At 59.9% G+C, this 22,121-nt stretch carries 16 protein-coding genes and 1 pseudogene; 9 read left to right on the top strand and 8 right to left on the bottom strand.

All coding sequences use genetic code 11. The annotated features are described in order from the left end of the window. The first annotated feature begins 52 nt into the window (after window positions 1-52). On the top strand, window positions 53-685 hold the full coding sequence (locus Q1A00_RS02505) for an FmdE family protein (protein ID WP_298402096.1): 633 nt from the start codon (window positions 53-55) through the stop codon (window positions 683-685). Window positions 686-712: 27 nt separating this feature from the next. Here the strand turns inward: Q1A00_RS02505 and erpA are convergent, their stop codons facing one another. From erpA to Q1A00_RS02490, 3 genes are all read right to left on the bottom strand, one after another. Beyond that, entirely contained in the window at window positions 713-1,159 is a 447-nt protein-coding gene (gene erpA / locus Q1A00_RS02500; RefSeq protein ID WP_298402098.1) for an iron-sulfur cluster insertion protein ErpA, read from the bottom strand. A 114-nt stretch (window positions 1,160-1,273) separates the two neighbouring features. Continuing rightward, a complete protein-coding gene (locus tag Q1A00_RS02495) occupies window positions 1,274-3,037 on the bottom strand; it encodes a heme o synthase (RefSeq protein WP_298402100.1) in 1,764 nt (587 codons plus the stop codon). A 65-nt stretch (window positions 3,038-3,102) separates the two neighbouring features. Continuing rightward, window positions 3,103-3,315 (bottom strand): hypothetical protein, encoded by a 213-nt coding sequence (locus Q1A00_RS02490; protein ID WP_298402102.1) that lies wholly within the window; start codon window positions 3,313-3,315, stop codon window positions 3,103-3,105. A gap of 500 nt (window positions 3,316-3,815) precedes the next feature. Here Q1A00_RS02490 and ligA point away from each other — a divergent pair, with 500 nt between their 5' ends. Beyond that, on the top strand, window positions 3,816-5,861 hold the full coding sequence (ligA, locus tag Q1A00_RS02485; RefSeq protein WP_298402103.1) for an NAD-dependent DNA ligase LigA: 2,046 nt from the start codon (window positions 3,816-3,818) through the stop codon (window positions 5,859-5,861). A gap of 54 nt (window positions 5,862-5,915) precedes the next feature. Here ligA and Q1A00_RS02480 read toward each other — a convergent pair whose 3' ends face one another. Together Q1A00_RS02480 and selB are read right to left on the bottom strand one after the other, a co-directional pair. Next, entirely contained in the window at window positions 5,916-7,100 is a 1,185-nt protein-coding gene (locus Q1A00_RS02480; RefSeq protein ID WP_298402104.1) for a zinc-dependent metalloprotease, read from the bottom strand. Between the two features lie 107 nt (window positions 7,101-7,207). Continuing rightward, window positions 7,208-9,055 carry a selenocysteine-specific translation elongation factor gene (gene selB, locus Q1A00_RS02475; RefSeq protein WP_298402105.1) on the bottom strand — a complete coding sequence of 616 codons (1,848 nt, stop codon included), beginning with the start codon at window positions 9,053-9,055 and terminating at the stop codon, window positions 7,208-7,210. A gap of 368 nt (window positions 9,056-9,423) precedes the next feature. On the opposite strand from selB, the gene Q1A00_RS02470 reads away from it, so the two are divergent. From Q1A00_RS02470 to Q1A00_RS02440, 7 genes are all read left to right on the top strand, one after another. Next, window positions 9,424-10,023: a DNA-3-methyladenine glycosylase gene (locus Q1A00_RS02470; protein WP_298402106.1), complete on the top strand. Its 600-nt coding sequence runs from the start codon at window positions 9,424-9,426 to the stop codon at window positions 10,021-10,023. Window positions 10,024-10,093: 70 nt separating this feature from the next. Continuing rightward, the gene (gene rph, locus Q1A00_RS02465; RefSeq protein ID WP_298402107.1) at window positions 10,094-10,846 is read left to right on the top strand and encodes a ribonuclease PH; all 753 of its coding nucleotides are present in this window, start codon (window positions 10,094-10,096) and stop codon (window positions 10,844-10,846) included. A gap of 66 nt (window positions 10,847-10,912) precedes the next feature. Then, window positions 10,913-12,136, top strand: a complete 1,224-nt coding sequence (locus Q1A00_RS02460; RefSeq protein WP_298402108.1) for a tetratricopeptide repeat protein — start codon at window positions 10,913-10,915, stop codon at window positions 12,134-12,136. A 560-nt stretch (window positions 12,137-12,696) separates the two neighbouring features. Then, window positions 12,697-13,596 carry a UV damage endonuclease UvsE gene (locus Q1A00_RS02455; RefSeq protein ID WP_298402109.1) on the top strand — a complete coding sequence of 300 codons (900 nt, stop codon included), beginning with the start codon at window positions 12,697-12,699 and terminating at the stop codon, window positions 13,594-13,596. 508 nt (window positions 13,597-14,104) lie between these two features. Continuing rightward, the gene (locus Q1A00_RS02450) at window positions 14,105-14,848 is read left to right on the top strand and encodes a peptidylprolyl isomerase (protein WP_298402110.1); all 744 of its coding nucleotides are present in this window, start codon (window positions 14,105-14,107) and stop codon (window positions 14,846-14,848) included. A gap of 129 nt (window positions 14,849-14,977) precedes the next feature. After that, complete coding sequence (locus Q1A00_RS02445; RefSeq protein WP_298402111.1) at window positions 14,978-16,801, top strand: 2-oxoacid:acceptor oxidoreductase subunit alpha; 1,824 nt, start codon at window positions 14,978-14,980, stop codon at window positions 16,799-16,801. A gap of 27 nt (window positions 16,802-16,828) precedes the next feature. Next, entirely contained in the window at window positions 16,829-17,863 is a 1,035-nt protein-coding gene (locus tag Q1A00_RS02440; protein WP_298402112.1) for a 2-oxoacid:ferredoxin oxidoreductase subunit beta, read from the top strand. Between the two features lie 45 nt (window positions 17,864-17,908). On the opposite strand, the gene Q1A00_RS02435 is transcribed toward Q1A00_RS02440, so the two are convergent. The 3 genes and pseudogenes from Q1A00_RS02435 to Q1A00_RS02425 all read right to left on the bottom strand — a co-directional run. Beyond that, the gene (locus Q1A00_RS02435; RefSeq protein WP_298402113.1) at window positions 17,909-19,930 is read right to left on the bottom strand and encodes a glutamate mutase L; all 2,022 of its coding nucleotides are present in this window, start codon (window positions 19,928-19,930) and stop codon (window positions 17,909-17,911) included. A gap of 19 nt (window positions 19,931-19,949) precedes the next feature. Continuing rightward, on the bottom strand, window positions 19,950-20,597 hold the full coding sequence (locus Q1A00_RS02430; protein ID WP_298402114.1) for a hypothetical protein: 648 nt from the start codon (window positions 20,595-20,597) through the stop codon (window positions 19,950-19,952). Continuing rightward, a pseudogene (locus tag Q1A00_RS02425) lies at window positions 20,597-22,121 on the bottom strand (hypothetical protein); the annotation flags it as partial. The pseudogene Q1A00_RS02425 and the gene Q1A00_RS02430, both read right to left, overlap by 1 nt.

Below are 22,121 nucleotides of genomic sequence, written 5' to 3'. Positions count from 1 at the left end.
CATAGCACACTTCTGTACCGCATCGAGCGCAATACCACCGGGAGGATAGGCAGTGTCGGTTGATGAGCAGTTTGACACCACTTCATTACAATGGCTTATCGCACCTGAACCGCTCGCCGAATTGCTGCGCCGTTCATCGGCAATGCATCGGCACCTGTGCCCACGACAAGTACTCGGCGCACGGATGGGCATGTACGCTGGTGAGCTGCTGGGGTTGAAGCTACCGCAAACTAACAAACGGCTGTATGTCTTTGTTGAGACCGACGGCTGTTTTGCCGATGGCGTAAGTGTTGCCACCGGCTGCTGGTTAGGACGGCGAACCATGCGGCTGATCGACGAGGGGAAAGTCGCAGCTACGTTTGTTGATACGCTCACCGGCCAAGCGTGGCGACTGGTGCCAAAACCCAACTCACGAGAGTTAGCTCATCAGTATGCACCCGAAGCTCGCAGCCGCTGGCATGCCTACTTGATCGCATACCAATTGATGCCGGTAACCGACCTGCTCGTGGCCCAACCGGTCACATTAACGGTTGATTTGAAAGCAATAATCAGCCGTAACGGCATCCGTACCACATGTGAGCGTTGCGGCGAGGAAATTATTAATGCCCGTGAGGTCATTTACGATGGGCAAGTAGTATGTCGCACCTGTGCGGGGGATAGATACTACGTTGTGCGCCACGGGTAACCCGTGGCGCCGAACATCAAGCACGAGTTAGTACCCGCAGGTACCGCACCCACCACCCACCGGTGCGTCATCGTCATCCTCGCTGTAATCAGTATCACGGGCACGGAACGAATGGCCGCAACCGCACGATGATACCGCATTCGGATTATCAATCTTGAAGCCGCCACCCATTAGCGTGTCGACAAAATCGATCGACGCGCCCATCAAATAGTTGGCGCTAATCGGATCGACCAACACGCGCAGATTGCCGGCGTAGAACTCGTTATCACCCTCGCGCACCTCATCATCGAATGTCATGCCGTACTGGAGGCCCGAACAACCACCGCCGGCGACAAAGACGCGCAGGGCATAACCCTCAAGTTGCTTCTCTTGCATCATCTTGAGCAAGCGAGTAGAAGCCGCTTCGCTGATCATTAACAGCGGTTGGGGGGTGGCCGATTGCACACCAATCTGATCGACACCAATCATCGTCATGGACGAACTCCTTGACCGTACTACGTAGCCGCCAGAGCGGCTATCTCCTTCGATAGATGAAGTATACACCATGTCAGCGCAAATTGCTAGTCGCAGCTTTCGTAAACCAGCTCCTTACCCAAGGATCAGCCGGTCAGCCACCATCACTGCGAACAGCAGCGCCAAATAGAGCAACGAATACTTGTACAAGCCCCAAATTGCCGCCTGATCACCTACCTTCCACACGGCCCACGCATCGCGCAGGAAGCGGAAACCGAACAGCAAGGCACCGACGAGGTATATCCAGCTCATTGCTCCAATCGCCACTGGCAATAGCGATACTGCTAGCATAATCGCCGAATAGACCAAAATCTGCCAGCGCGTCTCAGCTTCACCGGCTACCACCGGTAACATCGGTACACCGGCACGAGCGTAATCTTTCTGCTTCACCAGTGCCAAAGCCCAAAAGTGCGGTGGCGTCCAGTAGAAGATGATGGCAAACAAGACCACCGCCATCAGGCTGATCGAACCGGTCACCGCCGTCCATCCCACCAGCGGCGGGATCGCGCCGGCACCACCGCCGATAATGATGTTCTGCCACGTGCTGCGCTTAAGCACACCGGTGTAGAAATAGGCGTAGTAGATGATACCAAGAAAAGCGAAAAAGGCGGCCAACGGGGTCGTGAAGACCCAGAGCACAATGATCGACAATACACTGAGGATCACGCCAAAGATGAACGCAGCCCGTGCTGAGATCCGTCCGCTTGGCACCGGTCGGCGGCTCGTGCGACCCATATTGATATCAATGTCGCTATCAAAAGCACAGTTAATTGCGCCAGCCCCGCCCGCCGCCAAATAGCCGCCAATCATCGTCCACAACACCAGCCACCACGATGGCAATCCGGCTTCGGTGATAAACATCGTGGTCAACGTCGTCACCAGCAACAGCGAGATGACCTTGGGCTTAGTCAGGCTGATATAATCGGCCACCACCTCGCGCCATTTCGGTGTGGGACGAGCCACGGCGGTCGTGGTGGTGAAGGTGAGCGGCGCGCGCTGCAATATGACAATTGCTGCCAACGCGCCGGCCCAGAGCAGGGTTGCGGCAGTTAGGCTGAGCAAATGGCCGCCGGTGGGTAGGAACAAACCGGCTAGCGCCACGAGGGCCAGCACCGGCAAGAGCGGGCTATAGCGCGGCAAGGCCAGCGCCACTACCGACGTTTGTGCAGCCGGGTGCAACCGCCAGCGCGCCTCCACCGCCATCCACCCGGTTAACGCTGCCGCAAAGCTCAATGCACCCATGCTATTGGCCGGCAAAGCCGCTGCCATCTCGATCGCCGGGGCCACACTGCGCGCCCCAATCGCTAATGCCGCCACACCAGCCGCCGCTGCCCCCCACGACGCTAACCCGCGCAAGCGACGCTGGGTCTGCGCCGCCCGTCCGGCCAGCCGATCCGTCGCCGGCTGGGCCGGAATGACTACCAACAAAAAGGTGAGCGTCTGCGCGCCGAACGCTAGCAGCGCGCCAGTGAGGTGCCAAACATCGGCCACCATCGCCGGCATACCCCAAACCAGCAATGCGCCGGCCAATGCCTGCAACATAAAGAGCGCCAATGCGCCCAACGCCGTCCAACGCGGCGCGCCCTGCGTCTCTGGCGCGCGCCACACCATCCATGTGCTGGCAATCACGGCCAGTAACGCGAGCGAGACAATGAGACGGTGACCGAGCGAAATCCACACGAGCGGGTTCGCTTCGCTGCTCAGCGCGTCAAGGCACAACGGCCACGATGGACAAGCTGTTGCGCTGGCCGAGATTGTCACCAGCGCACCGGAAACAATGGTTGCCAACGTCAAGAGTAATCCAATCACCAAGATTCGCGCGAGATGACGAGCCGCCATATCGATCCTCGCTATGCTCCAATAAGAGAATGCTGTAAAGGATTATTCGGTTTTGTTGATATTCGCTACGGTAACGCCGCATACGCCGCCACAAACAACGCTAGCGTCCCCAACGCGGTCACCAGCGTCCAGCCGAGATCGGCCCGGCCATCGCTGCGCGGCACATTGGCCGGCGCCGCCGAAGGTTGGCGATACAAGCGCCACGCCGCCACGATCAGGGGAACTTGCCCGCCAACTGCAATCACCGCCGCGATCCAGAAAATAAACCATGCTAACATTGTAACCCTCAACCAATGATATTTCGTGGATTCTTTCACGAGAATGACACTGGCGGAATTATACCATGCGTCTGCGCACCCAACAATGAACGTTTTGACACTGAAGCGGATTTTAAGGCGCTGTGATGCAGTTTTCTTGGTTGAGATCCGTTAACTATCAGTCTGGTAGCCCGGCGTTACGGCGCGTCAGCAAGCTGCACACTGATGTAAGGTTAGCAGAGGGCAGCAAGGGCAGGAATCATGAAGAGCGGTATATTGCGCGAGAATGCGAGCGCTCGCATCGAACCCCACCAAGTTGTGTTAGAATAATGCACGGATGTTCGTATTATTTCATCGCCAGAAACACGAAACCCTCTGGCATCTGCCAGCGGGTCTCGTGTGGGGGGGGTGTTTGTATTATAACCGTTCTTTTACTTTCTCACAACCCCCCAACGGTACTACCTTTTCATCATTTTGAGTAGTACCTTTGGCGGATTTCTCTTATGACCATGGAGCTACCGATGAGCCAACTAGATGTAGCGCAGCGCATTGCTGAGCTGCGCGCGTTGATTCGCCGCTACGATTACCACTATTACGTCCTCGATGATCCGATTGTGAGTGATGCCGAGTACGATGCACTGATGGCCGAATTGCGCGCGCTCGAAGCGGCCCATCCTGAATTGATCACGCCCGATTCACCGACCCAGCGCGTGAGTGGCACGGCGGCCAGCCAGTTTGCCAAAGTGCAGCATCCCCAGCCGATGTTATCGCTTGGCAACGCCTTTACCACCACCGATTTACTGGCATGGCGCGATCGGGTGCTGCGGCTGCTCGGTAACGATGCCGCGATCGCATATGTGGTCGAGCCCAAGATCGATGGCTTGGCGATTGCACTGACCTATCGCGATGGCCGCTTCGTGCAAGGTGCTACTCGCGGCGATGGCGAGGTTGGCGAGGATGTGACCGCTAATCTACGCACGATCGGGAGCATTCCGCTCACATTGCACCCGCTTGATGGCATACGCGACCCTGATCTGCCGGCGGATCTACCTTCGCTCATTGAAGTGCGCGGCGAGGTCTACATGCGCACTGCAGATTTTGAGGCGCTGAATGACCGGCTCGCCGCTGCTGGCGAGCGGATTTTCGCCAACCCGCGCAATGCCGCCGCCGGCTCGCTTCGCCAGAAAGACCCCGCCATTACCGCTGCCCGCCCGCTGCGCTTTTTTGCCTACGGCGTCGGCCCGGTCGAGGGCGTGACTCTGACCAGCCAATGGCAGACGCTGCGCTATCTACGCACCCTCGGTTTTCCGGTCAATCAAGATGCGCGCCGCTTTACCGATTTCGCTGAGGTGCTCGCTTATTGTGAAGAGTGGATGGCCCGGCGCGATTCGTTGCCCTATGAAGCCGACGGGATGGTGATCAAGATCGACGATTTTGCCCAGCAGAACGAACTCGGTGTGGTGGGGCGCGATCCGCGCTGGGCGATTGCCTTGAAGTTTCCGGCCCGCGAGGCGATCACGCGCTTGCTCGATATTACCGTCAATGTGGGCCGCACTGGCGTAGTGACGCCAAATGCTGAATTAGAACCGGTGCAGATCGGCGGGGTGACGGTGCGTAACGCCAGTCTGCATAACGCCGATTATATTGCCCAGCGCGATATTCGGATCGGCGATTATGTGATTGTGAAGCGGGCCGGCGATGTCATTCCTTACGTGGTCGGGCCAGTCGTTGCTCGCCGCGATGGCAGCGAACGGCTATGGCAGTTCCCCACCCATTGCCCGGCTTGCGGCTCGCCACTCGAACGAGAACCCGGCGAGGCGGCATGGCGCTGCAATAACTTTAGTATCTGCCCAGCCCAATTGGTGCGCCGAGTTGAGCATTTTGTCAGCCGGGGCGCGCTCGATATCGTGGGCATGGGCGAAAAGCAGGCCGAACTCTTTGTGCAGCTCGGTTTGGTGCGCGATGTGGCCGATTTGTTTTATCTCAAAGCTGAACAGCTTGAAGGGCTAGAGGGTTTTGGTTCGAAGCGGATCGCCAATTTGCTAGCCGCCATTGATGCTGCCCGCCACCGCCCGCTTGACCGGCTTATCGTTGGTTTGGGTATTCGCTATGTTGGCACTGTGGCGGCGCAAGCCTTGGTGAACGCGCTTGGTTCGCTCAGCGCGATCATGAATGCCCGCCAAGAGGAGCTTGAGCAGATTCCCGGTATTGGCCCGGTGGTGGCGGCGAGTATTGTCGATTTCTTCGCCCGGCCCGAAAATCGAGCGTTGATCGAGAAGCTGCGCGCCGCCGGCGTGGAGATGGATGGCGGCGCCCAACGCGAACGCCAGAGCGATGCGCTCGCCGGCAAGACGTTTGTGCTCACCGGCACATTGCCTTCACTGACTCGCGAGCAGGCCAGCGAGTTGATTGTTTCCCACGGCGGCAAAGTGACCGATAGCGTGAGCAAAAAGACGAGCTATGTGGTCGCGGGAGCTAATGCCGGCAGCAAGCTGGCTAAAGCGCAGCAGCTTGGCATCCCGGTGCTCGATGAAGCTGGGTTGTTGGCGTTGATTGGTGAAAGGTGATAAGCGATGAGCGTAAGGGCAGGTTTGAAATCCGCCCTTACGATCCACTGCGACCTACCAGCTACCTTGCCGATCCATCCGGATCATCCACTGGGCCGGATTGCGGATCTCGTCAAGCGTTGGTAGATTCTCTGGTCGTTCCCATACCCGGCTGGCAAACGCAATCCCACGAGCAGAAACTACTGCATTGACAAAGGCTTCACCCTGCTGATATTGTGCCAGCTTCAGATCGAGACCAGTCAATCGAAAGACCATCTGATCAAGCAGTGTGCGCTGACGTTGGCGTTGAGCAATCTGCTGTTCGATCTGGCTGAAGCTGGGCAAGAGCCGGCGCCCAACCGCGTTCATCACATGGTTGCCATAGCCCTCAATAATCGACATCAGCGCCTGAATCCGGTCAAAGACCGCTCGCTGCTCAGGCGTCAGCACCGTCTCGAGCCAGTGCTGGCCGCTGCCGATCCCTTGCAGCAGCCGTGTAAGCATATCGACCAGACTGTTACCGCTGCTCAGCATTTGCCCGCTAATGAAAGCAAAATTCTGTTCGAGCAGTTCGCGAAAGTAGCTACGCACCCACGGATACGCCTCGAACTCGAAGGCATGGGTCATTTCGTGCAACGTGATCCAGAGCCGGAAATCCTCGTCGCTCAGACCGAGTTGCTGCTGCACGCGGGCAATATTCGGCTCGACAAAGTAGAGCGCGCCGCCGGTCGCTTCCGCTGAGAGCAGGCTCAGATCGTACTGGCCAAGCACGCGCTGGGCCAAGTAGCCCAATAAGCCGCCGATCTGCACCCCTAGCAGCTTGCTGCTTACATTATTCACAACCATCCCCAGCGCGCCGCGCCCGCCGCCGTTCTTCTCGTACAGCTCTTCGATCGGGCGGAAGAGCTGGTTAAACGAGATGATATTCGCTTCGAGCCATTCGCGCCGGTCGAAGACAAAGATCCGGCTGACCGGTTCGGGCAAGCGCACGCCGAGATAATCCGCAATGAGCGGCTCACTGATTGCCACCATGCGCGCATACTGTTCGCGGCGAAAGGCACGGTTATCAACCGGTGCCTGTTCCCACTGCGAAATGCGCAATGCCGCTTGGCGGGCCTGCTCCCAGTCGATCAGGCCGATCTGCACGCGATTATCGTTGCGCGCGCGCGCCTCGAAATAGTAGCGTGCCGCTAAACCGGCGGCCATGCCTAACAAGAGGGCAGCGCCAAACCGGCGGAAATCGTTTTGATTGTTTGCCAATGCCAGCTCCTTTCCAATGGATGCTGCAATGATTTGGGATAACTGCTCAGAGTCTATCACGGTTCATGGACGTTTGTCCACTGTTACGTGTGCAATCGTCTCATTTCCTACGCCAACACTCGCTCATCGCCTTGGCGGCGCGTAATCCGCCGTTCGTCGAGATGTTCGAGCAGAGCAACGGCATAGCGGCGCGAGATGCCGAAATGGTCACGCAGTTGGGCGACGGTGAGGCTGCCTTGAGTCTCGATCGCGGCCCGCACCCACGCCACCATCTCGGCATAAGCGGCAGGCAACAGGTAGAGATCGGGCGCAATCTTCACCAACAACCCCTGATCGAGCGCCCATGCAAGCAGCTCGCCGGCGAGATCAGGGGTTGGCGGCGCATACGGGGTGCGAGCCATCGCCGCCAGTTGCTGATCGAGTTGTCGCCGTTGCTCAGTGGTGGGTTGCGGCGCGAAATCGGCCAACCGCACGGTAGTCTCGTCAATGCCGATCCATCCCTCAGCCAGCGCTGTCGCCAGTATCCCCGCCCAGAGCCGCGCCGACACTTGTAGCCGCTGCCGCGCCTCTTCGCGCGGCATCCCGCGCCGGAGCGGAAACCGTTGGTGGTATGACGCCAGCGTCTCGCGCAAAGTTGCACGCAGCGACTCCCAGCCAGAGGTGCTGATCAATCCGTCATTGCCGAACACGGCGATTTGCCCGTTCGCCAGCAACGGCGGCAAGGCCGCTGCCGCTTCGGCCTCAGTCACTCCGGCAGCAACCATCACCTCGGTCCGTAAGCGAGGACGGCCATCGGCTAGCGCTTGCAATATGCGCTCGGCGGGGCTGCCCTGCATACGGAGAGCCAGCGCCGCAATCACATCAGCGCGAAACCGGCGATGGCGCGGCGGATGCGGATCGACCACGACGCCGCCAGCCACCGTCTGGCTCGGTGACGGAATGCGCAGAATGAAGCGATCGCCGGCAACCGCCGCCACCGGTCGCGCCAGCCGGATCTGCGCCCAGCCCTCCTCGCCGGGAGCTAGCTCGTCGGCGGCTAGCAACGTCAACCGGCACGGCGCTTCACTGCTGCCGATAAACAGATCGAGCGCCATATTGTGGCGCAGCGGCGGCGCATCTCGCACCACCCGCACCTGCGCATCGAGCAACGTGGTCGGGGTTAATGTCCCCGGCACAGCCAGCACATCGCCCCGGCCAACGTCGCGGTAGTGAACGCCGGCCAGATTCACCGCCACCCGCGTGCCGGGCAGCGCCTGCTCAATCGGACGCTGGTGGCTCTGGAGGCCGCGAATCCGCGCTCGCAATCCTTGCGGCACAATTTCAACCTCTTGACCGATGCTTAGCGGGCCGTCGCGCAGCACGCCCGTCACCACCGTGCCAAAGCCGGCTACTGCAAAACTGCGGTCAATCGCCAAGCGCGGCGCGCCATTGGCCCGATTGCACAGCGGTAATGTCTCAAGCAGCCGATCCAGCATCTGCACCAACTCGGCCAACCCGGCGCCGGTGCGGGCCGAGACTGGTACGACCGGCGCGGTTGCCAGCGCGCTCCCGGCTAATGTTGCCCGCACCTCATCACGCACCAGCGCCAGCCACTCGGCATCAACTAGATCGATCTTGCTCAACACCACGATCCCGTGGCTGATAGCAAGCAGGTCGATAATCGCTAGATGCTCGCGGGTTTGCGGCATCACCGCCTCGTCGGCGGCGATCACCAACAGTACGACATCGATCCCACCGGCGCCGGCCAGCATATTCTTGATAAACCGCTCGTGGCCGGGCACATCGATCAGGCTCACTTCGCGCCCGCTCGGCAAAGTGAGCCACGCAAACCCTAGATCGATCGTCATCTCGCGCTGCTGTTCTTCCACCAGCCGATCGGGGTCAATGCCGGTTAATGCCTTGACCAAGGTTGATTTGCCGTGATCGACGTGGCCGGCAGTGCCGATAACAAACATTGGCGATCCATTCTGGCAAGATTGATAACAATAACGCTGATTCTATTGTACGGTGAAAATCACGAGATCAGCAGATAGCGAGCAAAGCCGCAGAGCGGTCAAATGCAAGAGTACCAAGAACGCAGAGAGCGCAAAGGGGGTTGGCATCACCACTCCCTTTCTCACACTGCACCCTCGGCGGTAAACAACGTACCTCCTCGCTCACCGTGAGGTGAGAGGGGCTAGGGGGTGCGGACCAGCAGCCCGCGCAACGGGCTTTGTCAGCATCGCCCAGCCTCCCTGCCAGTGGTAAGCGGCTATGCTAGAATACAGATGTTCTGTTTGCCCCGCAAAGAAGGCTGGGGTAGGGGCCGGAAAACAACACCAGTATGGAACATGCGATCAACCATCTCCGTACCGCTGATCCGCACCTTGCGTCGTGGATCGAACAGATCGGGCCATTTGCGCTCCAACCACAACCCCACGGCTTTGTGACGCTGGCCTATGCAATCATCAGCCAGCAAATCTCGCTCGCCGCTGCCCGCACTATCCGCAACCGGCTGGAAACGGCGCTTGGTGAACTCACGCCGGCAGCTATCCTTGCCGCTGAAGAGAGCACCTTGCGCGCCGCCGGCCTCTCGGCGCAAAAGAGCGCCTATCTGCGCGACCTTGCCGAACACATTGTGAGCGGGCGCCTCGAACTCGCCCACTTTCCCCTGCTCGACGATGAAACAATCATTGGCCAACTGACGGCAGTAAAAGGGATTGGCCGCTGGACAGCGGAAATCTATATGATGTTCGCGTTGGGCCGGCTTGACGTGCTGCCCGCCGCCGATCTTGGCTTGCGCGACGCCGTGCGGCTGGTCTATGAGTTGCCGCGGATACCAACACCCCGTGAACTGTTTGCGCTCGGTGAACGCTGGCGACCGTACCGCAGCGTCGCCTGCTGGTACCTCTGGCAAACCCGGCGCGCCATCCGGCAAAGTTAAGCAATTGCACGTTGTATGATGTAGTTGCGTATGGTATGATGCTGAACAAGAAGGAGTGAAATGGTTGCGTATGATGCGAAGTGATGGCCGGGCGCCGGATCAATTGCGCCCTATCTCAATTGAGATTGGCGCCGCTCCGTATGCTGAAGGTTCGGCGCTGATTGCGTATGGCAACACCCGTGTGCTCTGCACTGCCACAATCGAAGACGGGGTGCCGGCGTGGATGCGCGGCCAGCAGAGTGGCTGGGTCACGGCTGAGTATGCGATGCTGCCCCGAGCAACATTGCAGCGCACCCGTCGTGAACGCAACGGCCCCAGCGGGCGCACCCAAGAGATTCAACGCTTAATCGGGCGCTCGTTACGAGCAGCGGTGGATCTCAACGCACTTGGTGAACGCACCATTACGATTGACTGCGATGTCTTGCAAGCCGACGGCGGCACCCGTACCGCATCGATCAGCGGCGGCTACGTGGCGCTTGCGCTGGCAGTTGAGTATCTCGTGCGCAGTGGCGCCGTCGAGAGCATGCCGGCTCTCACCCCGGTAGCCGCGGTCAGCGTCGGTATCTTACGAGATATGATGCTGCTCGATCTGTGTTACGAAGAAGATAGCCAAGCCGCCCTCGACTGCAATGTCGTTATGAATGCCGAGGGCGCATTCATCGAAGTGCAAGCCACGGCGGAAGGCACACCGGTCAGTCGCAGCCAGCTCGATGCGCTCCTTGATCTGGCCGAACGCGGTATCCACCAGATTCTAGCCGCACAGGCCGCGGCGCTGGCCAGCGTTCTGCCCAACAACACTGTGAGCCGAAACTCAGCACCGTAACTGCATGCTGCATGCGACGTGATGGCTCGCAACAGTCGCCCATCACAACGGGCGAGGAGGTTAAGAATGATCGACGAGACCAAACGCGTCGCCAGTCGTCGCCACTTACGCTACGGATTAGCTTTTGAGCGTACCCAGCGCCCATTGGCGGCAGTTGATCATTTTCGTATGGCAATTGCCGCTGACCCGACCTTGCGTGATGCGCACAATGCGCTGGCGTTCCACTACCAGCAGCAAGGCTTGCTGGCGAAAGCCGCCGAAGAGTTTGCCGCTGTTGCCAATCTGGCTGACGACTACTTTGCCCATTTCAACCTCGGCTACGTCTTGATCGAGCTTGAACGCTACGACGAAGCCGAGCGTGAATTTCGCCGCTGCCTCGAACTTGACCCCGGCGACGCCGCCGCCCAACTCGAACTGGCCTACATCCACGCGGCGCGTGGCGAGTACGCGACGGCGCTGGCCCTGCTCGAAACGCCACGCCAACGCTACTACGATGATTGGGCCGTCTTTCATCTGCTGGGCCGCTGCCTGTTTCAGTTGCAGCGCTATGATGAAGCACAACAAGCGTGGCAACAAGCGTTGGCGCTCGCCCCAACTTCCGACGCACAGTTTGAATTGCTGGCCAGCTTGCAGAGCGTCGAACGGCGGCGCGAGTTTCATACGACCACCGGTCTCAAAGATGACCTTTACGTGCATGAGGGTGTCATTTGCCTTGGTTCGGCAACCGACGACGGGATCATCATTGCCCCTTTAGCCGACTATCACCTGAGCGAGGATGATGTCACCCGCACCCTCTACCGTTTCATCGCCTTAGCGCGGAGCAGCAACTGGCGCTTGGGTGGCATCACCGCACCCGACATCACCAGCAAACCGCTCGCCGCCGCGCTGGCCGCCTTGCTCGACATTCCGCTGCTCAACCTCCACCGCCTGCCTGAAACGACCGCACCGATTCTGATTGCGATTGCAGTGGGGAATTCCGCCGATCTCTTCACTCTCACCCGCGAACGACTGCCCGCCCCCGGCCCCGGTTTCTGCCTTGCACTCAACTGGACGCGGCAGAGCAAATTGTTGCCTGAAATCATTGGCGTGGTGGTGGAAGGTAAATGCACCATGCCGTGGGAGGCCGAACTATCCCACCTACCGCCGTCAGAGCGGGCCACCCGGATTCACCAGATTGCTGGACGGTTAGTACACCGCGTGCAATCGCTACCGGGCGAAGACAACCTGCCGCGCCAAATTCGTTATTACACCCGCCACCACCGCCGGTTGGCGATCAATGGATTGTTGTAGAGGTTAGGAACGTACTCGTCGCAGAGTTCGACTGCGGCGGAGCGCAACAGCCCACCGAATCGCGCGCGTCATCGCAGCGAGGTGCGCTGGCATGGCGCGCTGCTAAGCTGCTTCAAGCCCTGCGCAAACCGCCCTTGACATACTAGAACAAATGGTCTATACTTATCTCAGGATACGCTTCCATGCTTAGGCTTCCGATGGAATGCGTTTGAACGGCTGTGCAGAGAAGATGCCAGCCACACAGAGATGGTGGCTGAACTGACAGGAGATTAGTGCAGGGGTATTACGCCATCGCCATTGCATGCCCACACGCTGATACATCATAGCCGCTTGCCGATGGATCACGATCAGAGCAACGCGGGGTTCGCTATGACGAGGCGAAACGGCCAGACATGACCCAGATCACGGCTACGGCGGAAGGAATTGGAAACGTTGCGATGGATCTCACTGAGAGCAACGCGGGGTTCGCTATGACGAGGCGAAACGGCCAGACATGACCCAGATCACGGCTACGGCGGAACGCATCGCAACCGTTTGTTGTTTTATTGTTTCAGCACACTATGATCCGGCTTGGATTCGCTGTCCGCACCGTCCACCAACCCGGCCTTGCCGGCGGTTCGCCGCCCCACCTCAGCATCGCACTCACGCACCTGAGCGATATGCTCGGCCACCTTGAACGCTATGCCATCCGGTTCTACCGCTTTGCCCTGCCGTGCCCCATCACAGCGGCCGATCTGGCAGATTGCCAAGCGCAGATCGAGCTGCTCGGCCATCGGATTGCGGCACTCAATTTGCGACTTGGGATCCACCTCGATCCAGCGCTGAGTCTTAGCCATCCCGATGAAGCTACGGCTGCCGGCACAATCACTGCCATTGAAGGCGCGGCACAACTCTTGGCGGCACTCGATCAGCCCAACACAACGAACCACACCCTCGTAATCCATGCTGGCGCCGGCGATGATCCCGCACTCGAACGATTTACCCGCCGTTGGTCAGCCCTATCGGCCAATGCTCACTGGCGCACCGCCATCGAGCACACCACTACCGGCCCCTCGTTACGCGCCCTGCTTGGGCTAGCTACCTGCACCGGCGCGCCCATCGTGTTCGACTACCTCCATTTCCAGTTGCACAACCCCGATCAGTGGAGCTTGCCCGTTGCATTGGGGCTTTGCCTTGCCACATGGCCGCGCAATGTGCGTCCCGAAGTGCATCTAAGCAGCCAACGCAGCGAAGCTTACCTCTTGCCGGGGCGCAACGGCACGACGCGGGTGCTGCCGCCCCGATCCGGCCAGCACGCCGATTTTATCGTTACCCGCGACGCCATCGAGCTGCTCGCGGCCAGTCGTGGCTTACCGCCATTCGATCTGATGATCGAAGCCAAAGCCGGCGATTTAGCGCTGCTGCGCTTGCGCCACGACCTCGCGCGCTCTGCGCCGGAATGGGCCGAGCGGGTGGGGTGAAGTAACCTTCCTGCCCTCTCAGCAGAGAATAAGGACGGGCAGAACGTATGATATCAATGGGAACTACGCTTACGAAGCCCGCTGCGCAGGCTGCTGGCACTCATCCCCGGCCCCCCTCTCCCACCGTGCGGTGGGAGATGAGGAGTGGAGAGGCGGAAAGATCCTTACCCGCTCCCCAACCCTTTGCGCTCTTCGCGTCTTTGCGTTGATCGTCCTTCGCGCCTTTGCTCACGCTGCACCTACGACGGAATCCGGTTGCCCCCTTTCCCCTCCTCCCGCTGGTCAGAAGAGGACTTGCAAGCTATTGGTCTGCGCGAGAGCGATCCACTCAGGCATATCTTCAGCTAAAGCAGGAGATTGCTACGGGGGCTTCGCACCCCTCGCAATGACAAAAGCCCACGCCCCGCACAATGATAGAAGTCTTGCCTTCAAGATTACGGCACTTGTCACGCCTGCCTACTCGCCAGTATAATGCCTGCGACAGACGCAGATTGCATTGAGGTGTACTGTGAGCACACAACGTCCATCTTCAGCCCCTAACCCATTGGCTGGCATTGTAGCCATCGCCATTCTGCTACTGATCCTTGGCCTCGTCGCCGGTTTGTTGATCAGCCGGGCAGCGCCGCCAGCCGCCGCGCCAGCGCCAACCACACCGCCGCTCCCAACCGTCGCTGCGCCTACCGCTGCGCCCATGCCGGCAGCAAGCGCAAGGCAGGTTATGCCAACCGCGACCACCTACCAATACAACAGCCCACCGCCAATGACGATCGATCCGGCCAAGAAGTACACTGCGACCATCTATACTCCCCGCGGCGAGATTGTGATCGAGCTATTGCCCGACATTGCCCCGCAGACGGTCAACAATTTCGTTTTCCTCGCCCGCCAGAACTTCTACAACGGGTTGACGTGGCATCGCGTGCTGCCGAACTTTATGGCCCAAGGCGGCGATCCGCGCGGCGATGGCACTGGCGGCCCCGGCTACTCAATTCCGGCTGAGTTTACCGATAAAATTCTCTTCGACCAACCCGGCATCGTCGCTATGGCCCGCTCGTCTGACCCTAACAGTGCCGGCTCGCAGTTCTTCATCACCACCGCGCCAGCCCCATGGCTCAACGAGCAATACACCATCTTTGGCCGCGTCATTCAGGGCCAAGAGATCGTTGACGGCATCCCGTTGCGCGATCCGAGCAATCCAGCCGATCTAGCGACGCCGGGTGAGACGATTCTGGGCATCACGATTACCGAGTCATAGCGAAACGCAAGCAGCGTCAAGCCTCTCCCGGAGCGGCGTTGCCAAGCAACGCCGCTCCTTGCCACAACCTGCCTCTCCCTCGTATAATACCCCTATCGCTCAATGTCGAGCTTGCGCTGCGAGGAGGCTATGCAATCCCCCCAACCGATTGTCAACGAGTTCGCCATCACTGCCGCTACGGTAAACGGTTCCGGCAGCCAGACGGCGAATATGGTGCTGATGCGGGCCATCTTTCAGATGGGCATTCCCGTTTCTGGCAAAAACCTCTTTCCTTCCAACATCCAAGGTGAACCGACGTGGTATACGCTACGGGTGAGCCAAGCCGGTTATACCGCTCGCCCCGCCACGACGCCGATTTTGGTGGCGTTTAACCCGCGCACGGCCAACGATGATCTCGCTCAATTACCAGCGGGCGGGATCTGTCTCTACCCGGCTGATGGGCCATGGCAGCCACAGCGCGCTGACATTAGCCCGGTCGCGCTCCCCGTGCGCCAGATCCTCGATCAGGTGGGAGTGAGCCAACACCTGCGCCCGTATGCTGCGAATATGGTGTACGTCGGCGCATTGGCAGCGTTGTTAGGCATCGAAGATGCCGCTTTGGCCAAAGCCGTGCAACACCAGTTCCGCGGCAAATCATCGGCAATCGCGCTGAATCTGGCTGTGATCCGGGCAGCGCAGGCGTGGGCCACCAACACCGCCTCGCCAGCCCATCACCGTTTCCGGGTCACCCGGATGCAGGCCACCACCGGAATGATGCTGATCGACGGCAACACTGCCGCCGCAATCGGCGCAATTACCGGCGGCGTTGGTGTGGTGGCGTGGTACCCGATCACCCCTTCCAGCAGCTTGATTGAATCGCTCGAGAGCTATCTCCCGCGTCTGCGCCCGGCTGACGATGGCACCACCTGCGCTATCGTCCAAGCCGAAGACGAGATTGCTGCGCTGGGAATCGTGATCGGCGCGGGTTGGGCCGGCGCACGTGCGATGACCGCTACCTCTGGGCCGGGCATCTCGTTGATGACCGAGTTCGCCGGGCTTGGCTTTTTTGCCGAGATTCCGGCAGTGATTTGGGATGTGCAGCGGGTTGGCCCTTCGACCGGCCTGCCGACCCGCACTGCGCAGAGTGATTTGCTTGCGGTCTATTATCTGGGGCACGGCGACACGCGCCACGTGGTCTTGCTGCCGGGCACGATGGAAGAGTGCTACAGCGACGCTCAGCTTGCCTTCGATCTGGCCGAATATTTGCAAACGCCGGTCTTTGTGCTGAGTGATCTTGATCTGGGGATGAATATTTGGATGAGCCGGCCCTTCACGTATCCAGAGCAACCGCTGCAACGCGGCAAGGTGCTCAGCGCCGAAGCTTTGGCCAAACTCACCTCGTATGCCCGCTTTGCCGACGTTGACGGCGACGGCATCGGCTATCGCACACTGCCCGGCAACCCGCACCCGCTGGCGGCGACGCTCAGCCGTGGCACCGGCCACAACGAGCGCAACGTCTATAGCGAACGGCCTGACGATTGGCAGCGCAATATGGCCCGGCTCTGGCGCAAACACGAAACGGCCCGCCGCATGGTACCGCGTCCGGTGATCGATCTTCACCCGCAAGCCACTGTCGGGCTGATCGGGTTTGGCTCGACTGCGCCGGCAATTGCTGAAGCGCGTGACTTGTTGGCCGCCGCCGGCATCGCCACCAGCAGGATGCGGGTGCGCGCATTGCCGCTTGGCCCGGAAGTGACCGATTTTATCGCGCGCCACCAATCCTGTGTGGTGATTGAGCAGAATCATGATGGCCAGTTACGGCAGTTGCTCCAGCTCCATTGCCCGGCTTACGCTACTCGGCTCGGTTCGGTAGCGTGGTGCGATGGTTTGCCACTCACCGCGCCGTTTGTACGCGATCAGGTGATGGCGGTGTTGGAACAGATGCGTGAGCTGGCGCTGGTGATGAGCAAGTAAGCGGCGTTGCAACCTCGAGGGACAACGATGACCCAAGCAACTGTTAATGCGATTGGTTTGACCAAAAACGATTACCGCGGCGCGCCTTCGACCCTCTGCGCTGGCTGCGGCCATGACTCAGTCGCTAGCCAGATCATCGCCGCCGCGTTTGAACTCTCATTACCACCACATACTGTCATCCGCATGAGCGGAATCGGCTGTTCGAGCAAGTCGGCGGCCTACTTTCTTGGCCGATCGCACGGCTTCAATTCACTGCACGGACGGATGCCCTCGGTCACGACCGGCGCGCATCTTGCCAACCACACCCTGCGTCCGCTGGCTGTTAGCGGCGATGGCGACACCGCTAGCATCGGTCTCGGCCAATTTATCCACCTCTTGCGCCGGAATGTGCCGATGGTCTATATTGTCGAAAACAACGGGGTGTATGGCCTGACTAAGGGTCAATTCTCGGCCACCGCCGACGAGGGGCAAGAGCTGAAGCATGCCGGCGTCAATCACTTGCCGCCGATTGACGTGTGCGCTGAAGCGATCTTGGCCGGCTGCGGGTTTGTGGCCCGTTCGTTTGCCGGCGACGCCAAGCAGGTACGCGAACTGATCAAAGCCGCCTTCAACTTCCACGGCGCAGCGGTGATCGATGTGATTAGCCCGTGTGTCACGTTCAACAACCACGACCGCTCGACGAAGAGTTACACTTACGGCAAAACCCACGAGTCGCCGATCCACGACATTAGTTTCATTCCGCACTACGAAGAGGTAACGATCGATTACGAACCGGGTGAGGCGCGCGATGTGCAACTGCATGACGGGCCGGTGATCCGGTTACGCAAGCTGCACCGCGATCACGATCCCACCGACCGGATGGCGGCGCTGGCTCTGCTCGAAGAGGCGCGGGCGGCGAACGAATTTGTGACCGGATTGATCTACCTGAACGAGCACCGGCCCACGCTGGCCGAGACGTTGGGGATCGGCCAAACGCCAATCGCGGCGTTGCCAGAGGAGCGTTTGCGCCCTAGCCGGGAAGCGTTTGCGGCGATGATGGCCGAGCTGACGGGCGCGGGGTAAGGAATGAGGGATAGGGCATGGCGAGGGCGGGTCTCTCACCCGCCCTCACTGCTTTGGCATCGATGACGGCGACTCTTCAACTGTTGCCCCAGACGCTTGCTTGCGGCCCAACCACCCCTGTCGTGGCTTGGCGGCTGCCGGCGGCGGGGCCGATTCTGTCTCCGATACCACAGGCTTCTTGCGGCCAAACCACCCTTGCCGTGGCTTGGCGGCTGCCGGCGGCGGTGGGGCCGCTGCGGGCACCTCAGGAGCCGGCGGCAAGGCGACTTCTGGTTCAGGGTAGGGGCTATCGCTGCGTTCGGCGCCAAGCGCACGCAGCCACGACCACAGCAATCGGCGCCGTTCGGTGCCATTTTCAGGCAACACGAGCGGACGCCCTCGCGCATCTATGATGAGGCCGAGCAGGCTGCCCGGCACCTCAGCCGGATCGCTCTCAACCGGCTCACCGGGAGCATCGCGGCCAACCCGCACCCCAGCGACCGGCTTCACCTTCACTTGCGCGTACCGTCCCAGAGATAGCGGCAGACGCGCTATCTCGCCATAACGCACCTGCACCGTTTCACTGCCGCCGCCAACCGTAATCAGCTCCACCTCAGCTACCGTCTCACCAAGACGGCTGCCGCCTTGCAACACGATACACGTTGCCAACGGCGTATTCGCTATGAGATCATGGTCGCACACCGACAGCGCGGCCTCGGCGCTTATGGTAGCCAATGCGCCACACACTGCCAACAGGCTGAGCGTGTCAAGATGTACATGCAACAGCAGGCCGGGCAGATCGTTGCCGGGCTGCAAGCCGTCGAGCAAGGCTAGCAACGCCATACCGGGATGCGGAGCATGAATGAACGGCCCGCCGCTGGCAAATAACCGGCTATACTCAAGGTTAGGCGCTTCGTCGCGCAGCTCAGCCATCCCCAGCGCCAACGCCTCACGGGTGAGCGCCAGATCGAGATAACATTCCTCGCGCGTTGCCGGCATCGTCTGCGGGCGTAACACCCGATTGAGCAGCCGTTCCACCAGTTCTGACTCATCGATTGCAAACGGCAGCCAGCGGCTAATTGCGGCTGGCCCGACTTCGTTCAGCAGATTGGCAACACCATAGGCCGTACCACGCACGCCGTGGATCGCCGTATGAATCTCACCGGGCGCAGCAGCCATCAACGTGGTCACCGTTGCCCCCACATCAGTATATAAGACCGGTTGTTGCCGACGCTCGGCCAGAAACCGGGCCATTGCATACTGCGCCTCAACCACTGTGCATAGCGTGAGATGGTCACGATCAAATTGGCTGAGACCGGGCAGATCGGCCAGTTGGCGTGCATAGTGAGCCAGCAACGCCTGCCGCAACGGTGAGAGCATCTCGCGGTCAAGCGCCGGGCGCACATTGGCCACGGCAAGTACATTGGCATTGCGGTCGCGTAACGCCATCTGCACCTGCGTTTGCGCCGCGGTATTACCGGCATAGATGACGGAAGGCAACGGTTCCCGAAGGGTTTCGTTAAACAAGAGCTTTAGGTTTACCAGATGGGCAAGCCGGCTTATCGCCTCGACAGCGCCGCCTTCAACCCCGCCGGTCACGACAATCACATCGGGCAAAAGTGGCAGCAGCGTTTCGAGTTGGCGTTCGATCCACGATTGATCATTAGTCACCGGCGGACGGCCCAACGTATCATCGAGCGTCAAGATGGCTAACGTGACACTCGGCACGCCCCGTACCGCGTGCAAGGCACTACGGGCCGAGACATCCGCGGCAACTGCGGTCACGACCACCCGCAACGGTTCGAGCGCTGACGCCATCACAACTACCGCATCGATTCCGTCGCCAGTGCTGGTGTGTGGAATCAGTAAGCGGCCATCGCGCAACAACTGGCGGCTGGTGAGATCAGCCAACTGCGCCGTCGCTTCTTGCACGGCAAAGAAGATATTCTGATAAGGCAACTCGCGGCTAGTGAGCGTCTCGGCCTGACCAATCAACCGGCTCTCGCCATCAACGTGATCGATCAGCGACACGCGCGTGGTGACGCTGCCAATTTCCACTACTAGCACCGCGCGCACAACCTCAACCATGCTCGTTATCCTTTACGGCCTAGGCACCTAGCACGGCCCGCACCCATTCCACAATAAACAGTAACCGTTCGTTCAACGCAGCGAGGTATGAACTAACACTGCCGGCTAAAAAGAAGCCAAAGGCCAGCAACAGCACCCATCGTCCCAGCCGGGCTGCACTATCAATCCAGCGCTGGCGGTTGGGGTCGGGTGAGCGAGTCAGGGCAAATGAGAGCAGCGTTACGATCGATCCGATCAATAACACCACGCTGCCCAACACGGCTGCTGGCGAGGACATATCTTGCCGGGTGGCATCAAGCACTTGCGGCAAAATCGTTCCGATCAAAGCGCCGCCGATTACCAACGCTGCACCAACACCCAACACCAGTGCCAGCGGGATATTTGCCAGCCACGAAGCGGTCTGTTGGCCGCTCACACGGGTGAGCAACAACACCGCTAACACAAACGGGATCAAGCGCAACGTTGCCAACCCCGGCTGGCCGCTCGCTGCTAGCAAATCGATCACTGCCGGACGCAACACCTGATGATAAATAACCACCACCGCATAGCCTAACGCCACGCCAACAAAGAGATATTGGACAAAACGAAATGCCGGTGTATCACCCACTAAACGGCTAAAGACCAAGAGGGTCAGCAACACCGGAATCAGGGTGATCGCAACCTCCATCAAGCCTTCCCTCGCGCTGCGGGCCGTAACCGGCCAATGACCACAACGAGACCGCCTAATGCTAGCACCACCACAAATGCAGTAGTCGCCCACGTGTGTACTGCGAGCATCGTGGTTGCCGCTTCATCGGCGACACCCGCAGCCAACAGATCCCTCGCGCCACGATGGCCGGCCACCGCATAGACGTTTGGCAAGCGCAGATATGGCAATACCTGCGGATAAACCTCCTGCGGCAACAAGAAGGCAATTGGCACTGCTGGCGCTGCGCTGTGGATCTGCTCCATCCAAGCTTGCACATCTTGTACCTGATCGGCCATCACCACAATCAACGCCAGATCGGCCAGCGTCTGCACGCGAGGCGAACCATCAGGGCGCGTTGCTAAGAGACCGGCAGTCGCATCTTGACCAGTATAGTCACGGCGCAACTGCGCGCGCAGATCGATCGCCATACTCCGCAACGCCAACTCGCCACCCGGACGGTACCCCAGCAACACGTAATCGCGCCCGCCGAAGGTGACGCCATTTTCGTTGTTATACCCAGCCGCGCGGAGCGGGCCGATCAGATCGAACGAGAGCAACGCGCCTTGGAGATCGGTGCTGACAATAATCAACTTAGTGCGATCGACAATTAATTGATCGAGCAACGCCTGCTCGAGCGGGCGCAATTCAGCAACCCGCTGCGCGCTCCATTCATACGCGACTAGCACCACATCATCGCTACCCAAAGCAGCCAATCGTTCACTGAGCGCAATTGCCGCTGGCGAGGGTTGCACCTGTTGTACAAAAGGCCCCATCAGATTCGGCAATAACGTGCCTACCAAGACGATAACCAGCAGTGCCAATGCGAGCACTTGTTCCATCGCCGGTAAACGGCGGCGCACAGCAGCCGGTTGTTCGACTGGTGCCGGTATTGGCAAGGGCGACTGGATCAACCGTTCGAGTAAGGCCATCGCCGCAACCTGATCAGCCGTGCGTGACGCAGGAGCCGGCAAGGGTGGCTTGATTACCGCAATTTCTGGAGCGGCAACTGCCTCCTCTTCAACTTCTGCTTCACGATTGCGCAAACGCTCCAACCACGTGATGGAGGGAGAGACTGTCGGTTCAACCACTCGTTCAGGAGAGGCGCGCAACCATGGCGGCAATTCTGCACCGCTAAAGAATTCGTCACTCGTTGAGCTTGTCGTCGGCGAAGGTTCAGAGGCTGCCGGCAATGCCGCTAATTCGGCTTGCAGCCACGGCATCGCGTCTGATGGCGCTGCTACATTCAACCAATCAGGGGTTTCAATTTGGCCTGCTGAGGCATCTTGCAACCACGCCGGCACCTCACTCGGCCCGGCTGGCTCTGTCGTCTGCAACCACGCCGGCACCTCACTCGGCCCGGCTGGCTCTGTCGTCTGCAACCACGCCGGTACCTCACTCGGCCCGGCTGGCTCTGTCGTCTGCAACCACGCCGGCACCTCACTCGGCCCGGCTGGCTCTGCCGTCTGCAACCACGCCGGTACCTCACTCGGCCCGGCTGGCTCT

Source organism: uncultured Chloroflexus sp. (genome assembly GCF_938091255.1).
Classification (GTDB): Bacteria; Chloroflexota; Chloroflexia; order Chloroflexales; family Chloroflexaceae; genus Chloroflexus.
Note: the sequence above shows the minus strand (reverse complement) of the source record. Positions and strands in the feature narration are given on the sequence as shown.

Coding starts and splice junctions, on each gene's coding strand:
- rph (WP_298402107.1), top strand. CDS start 10,094: ATGATGCGAAGTGATGGCCGGGCGCCGGATCAATTGCGCCCTATCTCA.
- Q1A00_RS02445 (WP_298402111.1), top strand. CDS start 14,978: ATGCAATCCCCCCAACCGATTGTCAACGAGTTCGCCATCACTGCCGCT.
- Q1A00_RS02470 (WP_298402106.1), top strand. CDS start 9,424: ATGGAACATGCGATCAACCATCTCCGTACCGCTGATCCGCACCTTGCG.
- Q1A00_RS02435 (WP_298402113.1), bottom strand. CDS start 19,930: ATGGTTGAGGTTGTGCGCGCGGTGCTAGTAGTGGAAATTGGCAGCGTC.
- Q1A00_RS02490 (WP_298402102.1), bottom strand. CDS start 3,315: ATGTTAGCATGGTTTATTTTCTGGATCGCGGCGGTGATTGCAGTTGGC.
- erpA (WP_298402098.1), bottom strand. CDS start 1,159: ATGACGATGATTGGTGTCGATCAGATTGGTGTGCAATCGGCCACCCCC.
- Q1A00_RS02495 (WP_298402100.1), bottom strand. CDS start 3,037: ATGGCGGCTCGTCATCTCGCGCGAATCTTGGTGATTGGATTACTCTTG.
- Q1A00_RS02460 (WP_298402108.1), top strand. CDS start 10,913: ATGATCGACGAGACCAAACGCGTCGCCAGTCGTCGCCACTTACGCTAC.
- Q1A00_RS02455 (WP_298402109.1), top strand. CDS start 12,697: ATGATCCGGCTTGGATTCGCTGTCCGCACCGTCCACCAACCCGGCCTT.
- Q1A00_RS02430 (WP_298402114.1), bottom strand. CDS start 20,597: ATGGAGGTTGCGATCACCCTGATTCCGGTGTTGCTGACCCTCTTGGTC.
- Q1A00_RS02440 (WP_298402112.1), top strand. CDS start 16,829: ATGACCCAAGCAACTGTTAATGCGATTGGTTTGACCAAAAACGATTAC.
- ligA (WP_298402103.1), top strand. CDS start 3,816: ATGAGCCAACTAGATGTAGCGCAGCGCATTGCTGAGCTGCGCGCGTTG.
- selB (WP_298402105.1), bottom strand. CDS start 9,055: ATGTTTGTTATCGGCACTGCCGGCCACGTCGATCACGGCAAATCAACC.